This is a genomic window from Trinickia camelliae, from assembly GCF_053525655.1.
Genome location: NZ_JBCHAA010000005.1, coordinates 68474 through 81563, shown reverse-complemented (window position 1 = coordinate 81563; position 13090 = coordinate 68474). Strand labels below are relative to the sequence as shown.

Sequence of the window (13090 nt, the reverse complement as noted above, 5' to 3'; positions counted from 1 at the left end):
TCGGCGCATGAAGCAGGAGGAATGTCCGAGAAATGCGAGTCGATTATCGATGTGAAAGATCGATAGACCTCGGAAAGAATGTTTGTCATATCAAATGTCAATCCAGGGCCGAGCCAGCGGCCCATACTGTGGACGATTTGGCGGCGCGGCCCCGCACGCGTAAAATCTGACGTATTGCACGAAAATTGCTGCCGCGCGATATTTTCGCCTTTCGCATGAATATTAATATTCAATTCAACGCGAAGGATTTCATCGGATTATTTGCAAAACGATTCGAGAATTCGATCGATATTGAGCGGTGGATTTTCTTCATTCATTTCCAATTAGCCGATAAAAGACGAGACGAGGTGACACCCATGCTTTGCCCGAGCGACAGCTACGAACGGCTCATCGAAGGCTTCTCCTGGCGGATCCCCGAGCGCTACAACATCGGCGTGGATACGTGCGACAAATGGGCCGACGGCAGCGCCCGGCTCGCGCTGATCTACGAGAAGCACGACGGCTCGCAAACCCGCTATACGTTCGACGAACTGAAAGCGCTGTCGAACCGGCTCGCGAACAGTTTCGCCAAGCACGGCGTCGCGCGCGGCGAGCGCGTCGGCATCTTCCTGCCGCAGACGCCCGAAACCGCCCTCGCCCATCTGGCCGCTTACAAGCTAGGCGCGATCGCTGTGCCGCTCTTCGCGCTGTTCGGGGTCGAAGCGCTGCAATACCGGCTGTCGAACAGCGGCGCGGTGGCGCTCGTGACCGACAAGCAGGGGCTCGAAAAAATCGCGTCGTTACGAGAGGCATTGCCAGAGCTGAAGTGCGTTTATTGCATCGACGCTGATCCTGCCGAGACCGGTACCGCAGGCGTTCAAGCCTTCTGGCCCGCTCTCCAAAGCGAGTCCGATGCTTTCGAACCGGCCGATACCGCCGCCGACGATCCGGCCGTGATCATCTACACCTCGGGCACCACCGGCAAGCCGAAAGGCGCGCTGCACGGCCACCGCGTGCTGCTCGGCCACCTGCCGGGCGTCGAGATGCCGCAAGCGTTTTTCCCCGAAGGCGCCAAGCTGTTCTGGACACCGGCGGACTGGGCCTGGATCGGCGGCTTGCTCGACGTGCTCCTGCCCGCGTGGCATCACGGCGTGCCCGTGCTCGCGCGGCGCTTCGAGAAGTTCGACGCCGATGCCGCCTTCGACCTGATGGCGCGCCACGGCGTCACGCATACGTTCCTGCCGCCCACCGCGTTGAAGATGATGCGCACCGTCGAGCGTCCGGCCGAGCGCTACCGCCTCGCCTTGCGCGCCGTCGCGAGCGGCGGCGAATCGCTCGGCGAGGAGCTGATCGAATGGGGCCGCGCGGCGCTCAACGTCACGATCAACGAGTTCTACGGGCAGACCGAGTGCAACGTCGTGCTCAGTTCCTGCAGCACGCTGTTCGAGCCGCGCATCGGCTCGATCGGCAAGGCGGTGCCGGGTCACGAGATTGCGATCGTCGACGACGCCGGCCGCCTGCTGCCGCACGGCACCGAGGGCAACATCGGCATCCGCGCGCCCGACCCCGTGATGTTCCTCGGCTACTGGCGCAACCCCGAGGCGACGCGCGAAAAGTTCGCGGGCGACTATCTCGTGACAGGCGACATCGGCGTGATGGACGACGACGGTTTCGTGCGCTTCGTCGGACGCAACGACGACGTGATCACGAGCGCTGGCTACCGCATCGGCCCGGGGCCGATCGAGGACTGCCTGCTCGGCCATCCGGCCGTGCGGATGGCGGCCGTGGTCGGCATGCCGGATGAAACGCGCACCGAGATCGTCAAGGCTTTCATCGTGCTCAACGCGGGCTTCGAGCCCGGCGACGCGCTCGTCCGCGAGATCCAGACACACGTGAAGACACGCCTCGCCGCGCACGAATATCCGCGCGAGATCGCCTTCGTCGACAGCCTGCCGATGACCGCGACCGGCAAGATCATCCGCCGCGAACTGCGTAGCGCCAAAGCGCCTTAATCGATGGTTCCGATGGTTTATAGTTACGCCCGCTCGTCATACACCACGCACATTCGATGACTTCCCCCGACACCTCCGGCGCGGGCGCCCAAAGCCCGCTCTACATGAAGCTGCTCGCCGAAACCGCCAAGATCGGCTGGTCCGAACTCGAACGGTTCTTTGCGCGCGGCGTGCTGCTGCGCGTGGCGCGCGACCTCGATCTCGTCAGCGTGGCCGAAGCCGTCGCCAACGACGACACGACGCAAGTCGCGCAGTGGCTGTCAGCGGGGCTCGTCGAGCGCGTGCAAGCCGAGACCGCCGCCGATTTCGCGGCGCGCGACCCGGACCTGTGGGCGGTCGTCGTGTCGCCGTGGGTATGCGTGCAGGAACGCGGCTAGGCACGCCCGCGTGAGCCCGTCCCCCCACTCGGCCGATTCCGCAGACGACTCTAGCCCCGAGCCCGCGAGAAGCGCGGCGGACAACGCCGCTTACGCGTTGCCGACACGCTGGCATCGCCGCGTGCTGACGCTGGCGTTCCCGATCGTTCTCGCGAATCTCACGCAGCCGCTGTTGTCGGCGGTCGATACCGCCGTCGCGGGGCATCTGGACGGCGCCGCCTATCTCGGCGGCGTGGCGCTCGGCGGTCTCTTTTTCAGCTTCGTGTTCTGGGGCTTCGGCTTTCTGCGGATGGGCACGACCGGGCTCGTCGCACAGGCGTTCGGCGCGCAAGACCACGCCGGGCTGCGCTCGAACGTCGTGCGCGCGCTCTTGCTCGCGTTCGCCATCGGCGCCGCCGTGCTAGCACTGCAGACGCCGCTGATCCGTTATGCGCTCGCCGCGCTCGGTGGCAGCGATGCCGTGCGCGAAAACGCCGCCGCTTATTGCCACGCGCGCATCTGGGCCGCGCCGCTCGCGCTCGCGAACTACGTCGTGCTCGGCTTCCTGCTCGGCGCGCAGCGCGTGCGGCTCGCGCTGATCACGCAAGTCTTCATCAACGCGGTCAACATCGTCGCCGTGCTGCTGTACGTGTACGTATTCGACTGGGGCGTCGCGGGCATGGGCGCGGCCACGGCGACCGCCGACGCCTGCGGCTTCGTGCTCGGCGCGTTCATCCTGTGGCAGTTGCGGCCGCGCGGCTTGCCCGCGCTCGACGCCGCGTCGCTGCTGGACACGGCCGCGCTCAAGCGTCTCATCGCGATCAACCGCGACATCTTCATTCGCACGCTGTGCCTGCTCGCGGCGTTCGGCTGGTTCGCGCACGTCGGCGCGCAGGAAGGCGACGCGACGCTCGCCGCGAACGCGCTGCTGCTCAACTTCCAGACCTTCATGGCGTTCGGACTCGACGGCTTCGCGCACGCCGCCGAAGCGCTCGTCGGCGCGGCGCTCGGCGCACGCAATCGCGACGCGTTCCAAAAGGCGGTCAAGGTCACGCTGTGGTGGTCGGTGCTCGGCGCGCTCGGCTTCTCGCTCGTCTATTGGGGCGCGGGCGTGTGGATCATCGAGCGGCTGACCGATCAGGCCCTCGTGCGCGCCGCCGCCGAGCGCTATCTGCCGTGGGCGGCGCTCTCGCCTGTGATCTCGGTGTGGGGCTTTCTGCTCGACGGCGTGTTCATCGGCGCGACGCAAACGCGTGAGCTGATGAAATCGATGGCGATGTCGTTCGCGGTGTTCATGAGCGCGTCATGGTTGCTCGCCGGGCCGCTCGGCAACCACGGCCTATGGCTCGCGCTCACGATCTTCATGGCCGCGCGCGGCGTGACGCTCGCCGCCTATCTGCCGCGACTTTCCACTCGCTTTGGCGAGATGCGCTCGCAGAATCTGCCGGCCGCGACCTGAGGACCTGCGCGTTGCGGATCGCGCGGACCCCGCGTGAATCCAACGCGCCCCGCCGCATTCGATCAGACCCCGACGCCAACCGCGCTTCTCTCGCCGTTATTGCGGCGCAGCGGGCGCGTCGATCATCGAGGGCGGCCGGTCGTCGGTCGGCACGCCGTGGTAGTCGGGCGGATCTTGCGGCGGCTTGCCGTGATGAGGGGCGTCGACGCAGCCCGCGACCATCGTCGCGAGCAGGACAGCAAAGACAATACGCTTCATGAAAGGGCTCGAATCGGATGAAGAACGGCAAAATGAACGCGTGAGTCTAAATGAAAACGCCGGCCGGGATCGACTCGAGACTTCCTGCCGTCGCCACGCCGTTCGCAACGTGCGCACGATTTCTTCCGACACCCCGAATCCCGCCCTTACTAACCGCCGACAAAAACCGTGCTTTCGCGCGAGGTTTTACCAAGTGACGATTTCCTCCCGCATGTCCTAAGATGTACGAATGGCTGCAATCGCTAAGAGGAGGCTGCCATGGATGCTGAATCGATCGCTGGCTTGGTCGGGCTCGGAGTGGGTCTGCTGGTGCTACTGGCGCTCACGATATTCGAATCGCGATCGTACAAGCGCGAGCACAACGGTGAAGGCATGGTGCATCACTGGCTCGCGGAGCATCACATGCTCGGCGGGCGGCGGACGAAGCACTGACGTTTCGCTTGCTTGCAAATTTCTGGGGTTGCATGCGCAGGCATGCAACCCCTTCGTCATGCCTGAAACGCGCTAAGCACCGGCACGCCAAGTCGCCGGGTGGGTCCTTTTGCGCATCTTCCGCGCTTCGCCGCCAATTGCTTTCGCGAGCCCCAGCTAACCGCCGAGCACGCGTTTAGCGGCAATTCGTAAAATCCTTATCGAAAATCGTTGGTTTTCAGCCGGGCCGGCGGCCCGTAGATTCGGTGGTTTCGATACCGCGTTGCGCGCAACGTTTCTTTCACTCGCCGCGGCGCCCAACCTCACGCGAGACCACCGCCCCATGAAACACGACAACCCCTCAAACCTTGAGCGGCGCGCTTGGCTCTTGGCATCCCTGGCGGCTGCCGCCGGCTCGCTGATCGCCGGCGCCGGCGCGCTCGCACCGCTCGCCGCGCGCGCCGACAACAGCGCCAAAGTGCTGCGCGTCGGCTATCAGAAGTACGGCACGCTGATCCTGCTGAAAGCGCGCGGCACGCTCGAAAAACGGCTCGCACCGCTGGGCGTCACGGTCGAGTGGCGCGAGTTTCCGGCCGGGCCGCAATTGCTCGAAGGGTTGAACGCGGGCGCAGTCGACGTTGGCACCGTCGGCGAGACGCCGCCGATCTTTGCGCAAGCGGGCGGCGTCAATTTCGTCTACATCGGCAACGAGCCGCCCGCGCCCGCCGCCGAGGCGATCGTCGTCCCGCACGACTCGCCGCTCAAGACTCTCGCGGATTTGCGCGGTAAGCGCGTGGCGCTCAACCGCGGCTCGAACGTCCACTTTCTGCTCGTGCGCGCGCTCGAAAAGGCGGGCCTCAAATACACGGATATCCAGCCGAGCTACCTCACGCCGTCCGATGCCCGCGCGGCGTTCACGCAGGGCGGAGTCGATGCGTGGGTGATCTGGGACCCCTACTTCGCCGCCATCCAGCATCAGGAAAACGCCCGCGTGCTGACCGACGGGACCGGGTTAGTAAAGAACCTGCAGTTCTACGTCGCCACGCGCAGCTACGCGGCCTCGCAACCGGCGATCGTCAATGCGCTGCTCGACGAAATCGCGACGCTCGACACGTGGAGCGCGCAGCATCTCGCCGAGGTATCGACGCTATTGGCGGGGCAAACGGGATTGGATGGCGCGACGGTCGACTTGGCGGTCAAGCGCACGACATTCGGCGTGACTCGCATCACCGACGCCACGCTCGCCTATCAGCAGCAGATCGCCGATGCGTTCAACGAACTCAAGCTGATTCCGAAGCCGTTGACCGTGACCGAAGCGCGTTGGAAGGTATAAGGGCGGCAGCGCGTGCCGCCAAAGTGAAAGCCGCGCTACGGCAGGCGACTTATTGCTGCTGCCAGCGCGGCACGCACTCGAAGCGAAGATCGGCCTCGCGCGGGCTGAAACCGCGCACGCCGAACGTGCCGAGATCGACCTGGTGCATCGCCTTGTCCTGCTCGGCGCAGAATTCCGTCGCATGGCCGACGCTCGCATTCATCAGATGACGCCAGGAGACCAACGGATTGCTCGTCTTCGAGGTCACCGTGTAGCGCTCGCGCGCCTCTCGCTGGATCGGCGAAACGCTGGTACACCCGCACAGCAGCAGGACGACGGACAGTGCGGTATAGGTCTTCATCGGCTAGGAGCGGTTGGATTTTGGCGATTCTGTCGTGCAGCTTGCGTTTGTGCAAGCGGTTAGACGATCCCTTCGGGCGCCGTGGCGCCCGAAGAAAAGCCAACTTTATATATCCGACCGATCCATCCAAGCCATAGGACAAATCCCAATGTCCCGCGCCGCGATCACGGCGTTCCCGCACCGCCTCCGTCGTTCGCGACAAGCCCTGTGCGCTGCTGTGCGCCCCAACTCCGGCGGCCGCTCAAAAAGTGCATCCAGCCGAGCGCGGCGCCGGTGTGCCGCAACAACTGGAAAGTGAACGGCTCGGCGAGCGCCGCCAGGATCGCCATCGACAGGTGCGAGCCTTGGCGATTGGCGGTCCAGCGCCGGTACAGATGCACGGACCAGAGGTGAAACGCGAGATCCACCACGATCTTCGCGAGGATCACGCCCGATATCGACAGCGCGATTCCGAGCCGCCCCGTGAACAGAAACATCAGCAGCAAAGCGAAGGCGGTGAGCCCGTAGATCGGCTGCAGCGTATCGAATGCCTTCACCGGCATCATCAAGAGACCGAGCGCGCCGTAGCGGCGATTGCCGGTGATGTCGCGGTTCCAGTACTGCGTCTGCAGGAATCCCGCGAACCAGCGGCGGCGCTGGCGCAGAAAGCTCGTGAGCGTGCCCGGCGCATCGGTGTGCGCGCGCGCATCTCCGATCACGCGCACGCGCCACGTCAAGCCGCTCTCGACCGCATGACGGCGCAGGCGATGAATCAGCTCGTAGTCTTCGACGAGACACTGCGGGTCGAATCCGCCGACCGTCAGAAGCACGTCGCGCCGGAAGCACGCGAACGCGCCCGACACCAGGAGCAAGCTATCCGCGCGCATCCATGCAAAACGCGAGATGAAGTTGCGGATGTACTCGTAGGTCTGGAACCACTGGAAGAAGCGGCCGGCCGCATCCTTCGCGCAAAGCGGCGTGAGGATGCCGGTCGCGGCGACGAGCTCCGGCTCCGCGGCAAACGCGCGGCGCATCGCGGCGCATGCGTCGGGCTCGACGCGCGTGTCGGCGTCGACGGTCAGCACGACGTCGGTGTCGAGCGCCGTGATCGCCGCGTTCAACGCGCGCGCCTTGCCCCCGTGCGGCACACGTAGCCAACGCAGTGACGGGAACCGCGAACTCGGCGCGCTGAGCTGCCCTTGCGGCGGCTCGATCAACCCGTATTCGCCGACTAGCAAGGCTGCGGTGCCGTCGGTCGAACCGTCATCGGCGATCACGATTTGCGCCGGTGCGGCCGTTTGTTCGAGCAGACCTTTGAGCGTCACGGGCAGCACCGCCGCCTCGTTGTAGGCGGCGACGACGACGCCGAGCGTCGGCAACGCCGACTGATCGATCGGGCTGTCGATTCGCGGCTTCAGCAACGGCAACGTCTTGAACGTGACGAAGGCCAGGAGCAGCGTGTCGTAGATCACGTACGCAATGCCGACCGACCACGCGACCACGCCATGCAGCATGAATGCGCGGACGAACAGCGCGATCCATAGTGCGAACACGCCGCCGTGAATCAGCACGCTGACGAGCGGCGTGCCGCGCGGAGACACGCGTGGCGACAGACGCGCGAAAGCGTCGTCGAGCGCGGCGCGGCTGGAGGACGCAGGCTGCCGGCGTTGCGCGCGGACGCGCCGCCGCCTCGGCGCGAAGGCCGGATGGGTGGGCGAACTCATGGCAACATCCGGCGCAAAACGGATTCGCGATCTATCAGCTCATGCTTGAGCGCGCCGCCGATATGCAGCGCGAGCACCGCGTACAGCACGTAGCCGAACCAGGTGTGCACGGCGCCGAGCACGTCGTGCATATGCTCCTTGTAAGCGGGCTCCAGATTCATCACGAAGCCGATGCGCGGCCACGGCACGAGATGAAACAGCGTCATCGGATGGGTTGCCGCGTCCTTCCACGCGGAATCGTGCAGCCAGCCCGACAACGGCAGACCGATCATCAGCACATAGAGCAGCAGATGCGCCACATGCGCGCTCGCGCGTTCCCATGCGGGAAACGCCTTCGGCAACGGCGGCGGCCGGTGCGCGACGCGCCAGAGGATCCGAAGCAGCACGAGCCCCAGCACCGTGATGCCAATCGACTTGTGCGTGTCGATCACGGGGCGGATCCAGTCGTCAGGCAGGAAATCGGCCGAGAGGCCGAGCGCGACGTTGCAGAGGATGCCCGCCGCGATCAGCCAGTGAAGAATCATCGCCGTGCGGCTGTAGCGAATCAGTGGCTCGCCATGATGCGGCGAACCGGTTTGGTGTTGAGTAAGCTCGGCTGGCGTGGTCATCTGTCGCGTGAATGAAGTGAAAGCAATCGTGGATTCAGTAAGTCGCCCGTAATTTTCCGGGCAACTGTCAGGGAGAACGCCCGAGTCGAGTAGTTTATTCCCTGAGAGAAAAAACAACTTTTGCCAAATATTGCAAGGCAAAAAGCGGCGCCTGACCTGCCCCGGCCGGCGCGGCACGTCCGATCGCCGCCTCGGGCCGCTGAGGTGGTCATGCGCTGGGATTTCATGCGCACCGCGAATATCGTTGAAAAAAGATAAAAACACCGACCATAAATTCCGAATAACTATCTCGCTAACAATTCGGAATACGTAAATAAAAATAGCTACATGCGTCCGTTTGCCATCGACGTCACCCGATTGATTAGCGATCCTGATCTTGATCAATTTTGGAAATCGAATTCGATTTCAATATCGCGATCACGAAACTCCATCCAGGATCTGTTCGCACGATTAACAGGCCCAGGGGATAACGCCCATGCCGAATCTTCCGGCATGGAAAACCAATGTGGTTGACGAATGGGATCGAGAGGATTGAATGCAAAACGACTTGCTCAAAGCGTTCGACTTGCAGGACCGGACCGTCACGGTAGCCAGCGAGGCGATGCCTCGCCTGCTCGGGCTGCCGGCGCTGCGATTCTTGTCCATGAACGGCACGGAAAAGCTGGGGGACTTGGACAAGCACTATTACAACCTGGAGCTGCGCACGCCGGACGACTATCAAGTCGCGCTCTCCGTCAGCGCCAACCTGGATTTGAAGGCGCTGCTCGGTAAGGAAATGACCGTCGCCATCGAACTCGACGGCATGGGCACGGGTTCGCTCGGCGGCGTGGGCGCGGGCACGCGCGAAATCAGCGGCATCGTCACGGAGGCGGCCTTCGCTCGCACGGAGAACCGCTACAACGTGTACGAAATTCAATTGCGGCCCTGGTTGTGGCTCGCGACGCTCACAACCGATTACAAGGTCTTTCAGGACAAAACCGTCATCGACATCATCGACGAGGTTCTGAAGGACTATCCCTATCCCGTCGAAAAGCGCCTCGATACCGCCAAATATCAATTGCAAAGCGAGAGCGAGCGCAACGAGCCACGTGCGTTCCAGGTGCAATACGGCGAAACCGACTTTCACTTCATCCAGCGGCTGATGGAGGAATGGGGCATCTACTGGTTCTTCGAGCATTCGGAAGGCAAGCACCGGCTCGTGCTTTGCGACCATATCGGCGCACACCGGAAATCGGCGAGCGAGGCTTACCACGCGCTCGCCTATCACCCGCAGGGAGATCGCGTCGACGCCGAATTCATCAGCCGCTTTTCGATCAAGGAGTCGCTCTTCTCCGGTCGCATCGTCATCGACGATTTCGATTTCACGCGCCCGCGAGCTAACTTGGCCTCCGTCGATCAGCAGCCGCGCGAGACGAGCTGGAACATGGGCGAACGCTACGAGTGGCCGGGCGACTACTCGGACGGCCGGCATGGCGAGTTGTCGAGCCGCGTGAAGATGGAGGCATTGCGCGCCCCAAGCGTTCGCAGCTCCGGGGCGGGCAGCGTCCGCGGCCTCGCGTGCGGTCAGACGTTCGAGCTGACCGGCTACCCTCAAGACGAAGCCAACCGCGAATATCTCGTCATCTCGTCGACGCTCAAGATCACCGAAATCGCGGAGGAATCCGGCAGCGAAAAACGCTACGCGTTCGACAACGCGTTCTGCGTTCAGCCCACGAGCGAGGTATTCCGGCTCCCGCGCGCGACGCCCAAGCCAACCGTCAGCGGACCGCAATCGGCGATCGTCGTCGGCCCTGCGGGGCAAGAGCTGTGGACCGACGAATTCGGGCGCGTCAAGGTGCGCTTCCTCTGGGACCGCTACGGCAACAACGACGAGCACGACTCCTGCTGGGTGCGCGTGAGCCAGGCGTGGGCCGGCGTGAATTTTGGCGGCATCTATATCCCACGGATCGGTCAGGAAGTGATCATCGGCTTCTGGAACGGCGACCCGGATCGCCCCGTCATCATCGGCAGCCTCTACAACAGCGTCACCCGCCCGCCGTGGGAGCTGCCTGGCAACGCCACGCAGAGCGGCTTCATGAGCCGGACCATCACCGGCGGCCAGCAGAACTACAACGGCATGCGCTTCGAGGACAAAACCGGCAATGAGGAATTCATGATGCAGGCGGAAAAGGATATGAACCGCCTGACGAAGCATTGCGAATCGCACACCGTCGGCGTCAACTACTCGATCGGCGTCGGCCTGAACCAGAGCTCGACGATCGGCGGGGCGCTGACCAGCATGGTGGCCGGCGTGGCGGCTTATACCGTCGGCGGCATGTGCACCAACACGATCGGCGGCGCGTCGATTACGACCATCGGCGGCGCGGCGTCGACGGCGGTCGGCCTCGGGTATCTGCTGGAGGCTGGCGAGGCGATCAGCATCAAGTGCGGAAAGGCGGCCATCGCACTGCTGAAGGACGGCACGATCGCGATCGCGGGCGGCGCGATCAAGATGATCGGCAGCGACGATGTCACCGTTCAAGGGAAGAATCTGCACCTGAATCCGGGCGACACGGCGCCGCCCGCGCCGGGCGCGATACCGTTGCCGTTCCCGGTTGCCCTGCCCCCGATTCCGAAACCGATGGTCGGGCTCGGGGTCAGCGTCGCAGGGGTCGCGCGACCGAAGGGAACTGCGGCGGCTCCGGAGCCGTCGCCGTCTGCGTCACCGGAGCCACCTGCCCCGCCGCCGACGTTCACGGAGGTGTGAAGCGACGCGCACACCGTATCCCGATCGAGCCGGCGGGCGGTCGCCCGGCGAGCCAGCCGCGGCCGCCCGTCTTGGGAAAGGCGCTCCGGAATGTCACACGGACTTCATAAGATCTTGTTTTACTGAGAAATTATCGGCATTGTGCACTGCACAAAAAATCCTTGACATGCCGGCGCGCTGTCCTAAAATGACGTTAATTGCTGCATCGCACAAAGATTTGCCGCATCAGCAATAGCCCAGTGCCAACGTCAACTCAACGAGGCCCACACCCGGTGGGTCCGTCCTCCAGGAGCGCAGACATGACCCTGCTCACGCCCGAGCAATTTGCCGCAGCACAGAAAGCCAGCCTCGAAACCCTCTTCGGCCTGACGAACAAGGCTTTCGACGGCCTCGAAAAGCTGACCGAACTGAACCTGCAAGTCGTGAAGTCGACGATCGCGGAAAGCCAGGAAAACGCGCAACGCGCGCTGTCGGCCAAGGACGCGCAGGAATTCCTCGCACTGCAAGCCAGCGTCGTGCAGCCGGCCGCAGAAAAGGTCCTGTCGTACAGCCGTCACCTGTATGAAATCGCGTCGGCCACGCAAGCCGAATTCGCGAAGGTCGCGGAAACGCAATACGAAGATCAGAACCGCAAGGTCCAAGCGCTCGTCGAGAACGTCGCGAAGAACGCGCCGGCCGGCTCGGAAACCGCTGTCGCCGTGATGAAGGCCGCAATCACCGCCGCCAACACGACGTACGAAACGGTTCAGAAGGCCACCAAGCAAGCCGTCGAAATCGCCGAAAGCAACTTCAACGCCGCCACCACGGCCGCGACGAAGGCTGCCGAGCAAGCTTCGCGCGCCAGCAAGAAGGCCGCTGCGGTTTAAGCGATTGCGCACCGCTGCTGCGCCGATGGATGGCGCGCAGCGGTGTGTTCAGCGGGAAGAATCGCGCAGTCGCGCTTCGAAGTCGGCGATTGCGCGGTACAACGCTCCGATACGTTCAGCAGCGTATCGTTTGCCCGGCGAATGCCGGGAATTTTTTTATTCTGCTCGCTGCGTTTCGTCACTCACTTCGCTCGCGAGCGCCGCGTCCCGCCCTGCCGTGATTTCTCACTGCATGACCGCGTCGTATCGAACCGCCTGACGTCGCGCGCCGTAGCGCCGCGATTCGGGTTCGTCACAGTCCGCCGTGGCCGCGACCGCGTCATCGGGCACGAACACATAGCCTCGCCCCCGCATCGTTTGAATGTATTGACGGCCAGCGGGAGAGGTTCCCAACGCCGTTCGAACACGAAACACCAGCACGTCCAGCCCGCGCTCGGCCTGGTCCGTCCCGTCTCTTCCCAGCATGCCGATGATCCGCGCGCGCGATAGCGTCTTCATCGGATGCGCCGAGAAGATCTTCAGCAATGCGAATTCACTGGGCCTGAGCGCCACCTCGACACCGCTTCTGAGCAGGCGCCGGCCCAGGAAGTCGAGTGCGCAATCGCCGAACACGTATTGCTCTCGATAGACGGGCACCGCGAACCCCTCGCGATGATGACGGCGCAGCGCATTACGCACTCGCGCCAACAGCTCGATCGGGTCGAACGGATCGACGACATAGTCGTCCGCGCCGAGCTCGAAGGCGAGGATCTTGTCGACGACCTCGGTCGAGCGGCTCACGATGATCACCGGCATGTCGTAGCCTGCCGCACGCAGCGTTCTGAGCGCCGCCATGCCATCGATGCCCGGCACGCCATGCCGCAGCACGATCGCGGACGGCACCTCGACCTCGAGGCGTCGGATGAGCGACGTCGTGTCGTACAGCACCGACATTTCGACCTGATTCTTCTGCAGATGGGTGCGGAGTTCGTCGCGAATCGCCTGGTCAGGCTCGACAACAAGAAGGTGGGTGATCATCG

General features: G+C 63.8%; 12 protein-coding genes. 7 read left to right on the top strand and 5 right to left on the bottom strand.

Annotated features, from left to right (window positions below):
- The first annotated feature begins 356 nt into the window (after positions 1 to 356).
- From AAHK20_RS10615 to AAHK20_RS10605, 3 genes are read left to right on the top strand one after another with little or no spacing between them, the layout of a single operon-like run.
- A complete protein-coding gene (locus AAHK20_RS10615) occupies positions 357 to 1991 on the top strand; it encodes an acyl-CoA synthetase (RefSeq protein ID WP_449181644.1) in 1635 nt (544 codons plus the stop codon).
- Between the two features lie 56 nt (positions 1992 to 2047).
- Positions 2048 to 2368, top strand: a complete 321-nt coding sequence (locus AAHK20_RS10610; RefSeq protein ID WP_449181409.1) for a DUF2288 domain-containing protein — start codon at positions 2048 to 2050, stop codon at positions 2366 to 2368.
- Between the two features lie 10 nt (positions 2369 to 2378).
- Positions 2379 to 3806 carry an MATE family efflux transporter gene (locus AAHK20_RS10605; protein ID WP_449181408.1) on the top strand — a complete coding sequence of 476 codons (1428 nt, stop codon included), beginning with the start codon at positions 2379 to 2381 and terminating at the stop codon, positions 3804 to 3806.
- 96 nt (positions 3807 to 3902) lie between these two features.
- On the opposite strand, the gene AAHK20_RS10600 is transcribed toward AAHK20_RS10605, so the two are convergent.
- On the bottom strand, positions 3903 to 4064 hold the full coding sequence (locus tag AAHK20_RS10600) for a membrane lipoprotein lipid attachment site-containing protein (protein ID WP_449181407.1): 162 nt from the start codon (positions 4062 to 4064) through the stop codon (positions 3903 to 3905).
- 258 nt (positions 4065 to 4322) lie between these two features.
- On the opposite strand from AAHK20_RS10600, the gene AAHK20_RS10595 reads away from it, so the two are divergent.
- Both AAHK20_RS10595 and AAHK20_RS10590 read left to right on the top strand, forming a co-directional pair.
- Complete coding sequence (locus AAHK20_RS10595; protein WP_449181406.1) at positions 4323 to 4496, top strand: hypothetical protein; 174 nt, start codon at positions 4323 to 4325, stop codon at positions 4494 to 4496.
- 322 nt (positions 4497 to 4818) lie between these two features.
- Positions 4819 to 5808 (top strand): sulfonate ABC transporter substrate-binding protein, encoded by a 990-nt coding sequence (locus AAHK20_RS10590; RefSeq protein ID WP_449181405.1) that lies wholly within the window; start codon positions 4819 to 4821, stop codon positions 5806 to 5808.
- 49 nt (positions 5809 to 5857) lie between these two features.
- Here the strand turns inward: AAHK20_RS10590 and AAHK20_RS10585 are convergent, their stop codons facing one another.
- From AAHK20_RS10585 to AAHK20_RS10575, 3 genes are all read right to left on the bottom strand, one after another.
- Positions 5858 to 6148 (bottom strand): hypothetical protein, encoded by a 291-nt coding sequence (locus AAHK20_RS10585; RefSeq protein WP_449181404.1) that lies wholly within the window; start codon positions 6146 to 6148, stop codon positions 5858 to 5860.
- Between the two features lie 164 nt (positions 6149 to 6312).
- Positions 6313 to 7851: a glycosyltransferase family 2 protein gene (locus tag AAHK20_RS10580; protein ID WP_449181403.1), complete on the bottom strand. Its 1539-nt coding sequence runs from the start codon at positions 7849 to 7851 to the stop codon at positions 6313 to 6315.
- Positions 7848 to 8375 (bottom strand): cytochrome b, encoded by a 528-nt coding sequence (locus tag AAHK20_RS10575; protein ID WP_449181643.1) that lies wholly within the window; start codon positions 8373 to 8375, stop codon positions 7848 to 7850. The genes AAHK20_RS10580 and AAHK20_RS10575 overlap by 4 nt, the downstream gene beginning before the upstream one ends.
- A 619-nt stretch (positions 8376 to 8994) precedes the next feature.
- Between AAHK20_RS10575 and AAHK20_RS10570 the strand changes: the two genes are divergently transcribed.
- Together AAHK20_RS10570 and AAHK20_RS10565 are read left to right on the top strand one after the other, a co-directional pair.
- Positions 8995 to 11205, top strand: coding sequence for a type VI secretion system Vgr family protein (locus AAHK20_RS10570; RefSeq protein ID WP_449181402.1), 2211 nt, complete (start codon positions 8995 to 8997; stop codon positions 11203 to 11205).
- A gap of 299 nt (positions 11206 to 11504) precedes the next feature.
- A complete protein-coding gene (locus AAHK20_RS10565; RefSeq protein WP_449181401.1) occupies positions 11505 to 12071 on the top strand; it encodes a phasin family protein in 567 nt (188 codons plus the stop codon).
- 225 nt (positions 12072 to 12296) lie between these two features.
- Here the strand turns inward: AAHK20_RS10565 and AAHK20_RS10560 are convergent, their stop codons facing one another.
- A complete protein-coding gene (locus AAHK20_RS10560) occupies positions 12297 to 13088 on the bottom strand; it encodes a response regulator (RefSeq protein ID WP_449181400.1) in 792 nt (263 codons plus the stop codon).
- Positions 13089 to 13090 lie beyond the last annotated feature (2 nt).

Bases quoted from the DNA above. Each gene is read 5' to 3' on its own strand.
- AAHK20_RS10610 (WP_449181409.1), top strand. From the start codon at position 2,048: ATGACTTCCCCCGACACCTCCGGCGCGGGCGCCCAAAGCCCGCTCTAC.
- AAHK20_RS10580 (WP_449181403.1), bottom strand. From the start codon at position 7,851: ATGAGTTCGCCCACCCATCCGGCCTTCGCGCCGAGGCGGCGGCGCGTC.
- AAHK20_RS10585 (WP_449181404.1), bottom strand. From the start codon at position 6,148: ATGAAGACCTATACCGCACTGTCCGTCGTCCTGCTGCTGTGCGGGTGT.
- AAHK20_RS10615 (WP_449181644.1), top strand. From the start codon at position 357: ATGCTTTGCCCGAGCGACAGCTACGAACGGCTCATCGAAGGCTTCTCC.
- AAHK20_RS10560 (WP_449181400.1), bottom strand. From the start codon at position 13,088: ATGATCACCCACCTTCTTGTTGTCGAGCCTGACCAGGCGATTCGCGAC.
- AAHK20_RS10575 (WP_449181643.1), bottom strand. From the start codon at position 8,375: ATGATTCTTCACTGGCTGATCGCGGCGGGCATCCTCTGCAACGTCGCG.
- AAHK20_RS10590 (WP_449181405.1), top strand. From the start codon at position 4,819: ATGAAACACGACAACCCCTCAAACCTTGAGCGGCGCGCTTGGCTCTTG.
- AAHK20_RS10595 (WP_449181406.1), top strand. From the start codon at position 4,323: ATGGATGCTGAATCGATCGCTGGCTTGGTCGGGCTCGGAGTGGGTCTG.
- AAHK20_RS10570 (WP_449181402.1), top strand. From the start codon at position 8,995: ATGCAAAACGACTTGCTCAAAGCGTTCGACTTGCAGGACCGGACCGTC.
- AAHK20_RS10565 (WP_449181401.1), top strand. From the start codon at position 11,505: ATGACCCTGCTCACGCCCGAGCAATTTGCCGCAGCACAGAAAGCCAGC.
- AAHK20_RS10600 (WP_449181407.1), bottom strand. From the start codon at position 4,064: ATGAAGCGTATTGTCTTTGCTGTCCTGCTCGCGACGATGGTCGCGGGC.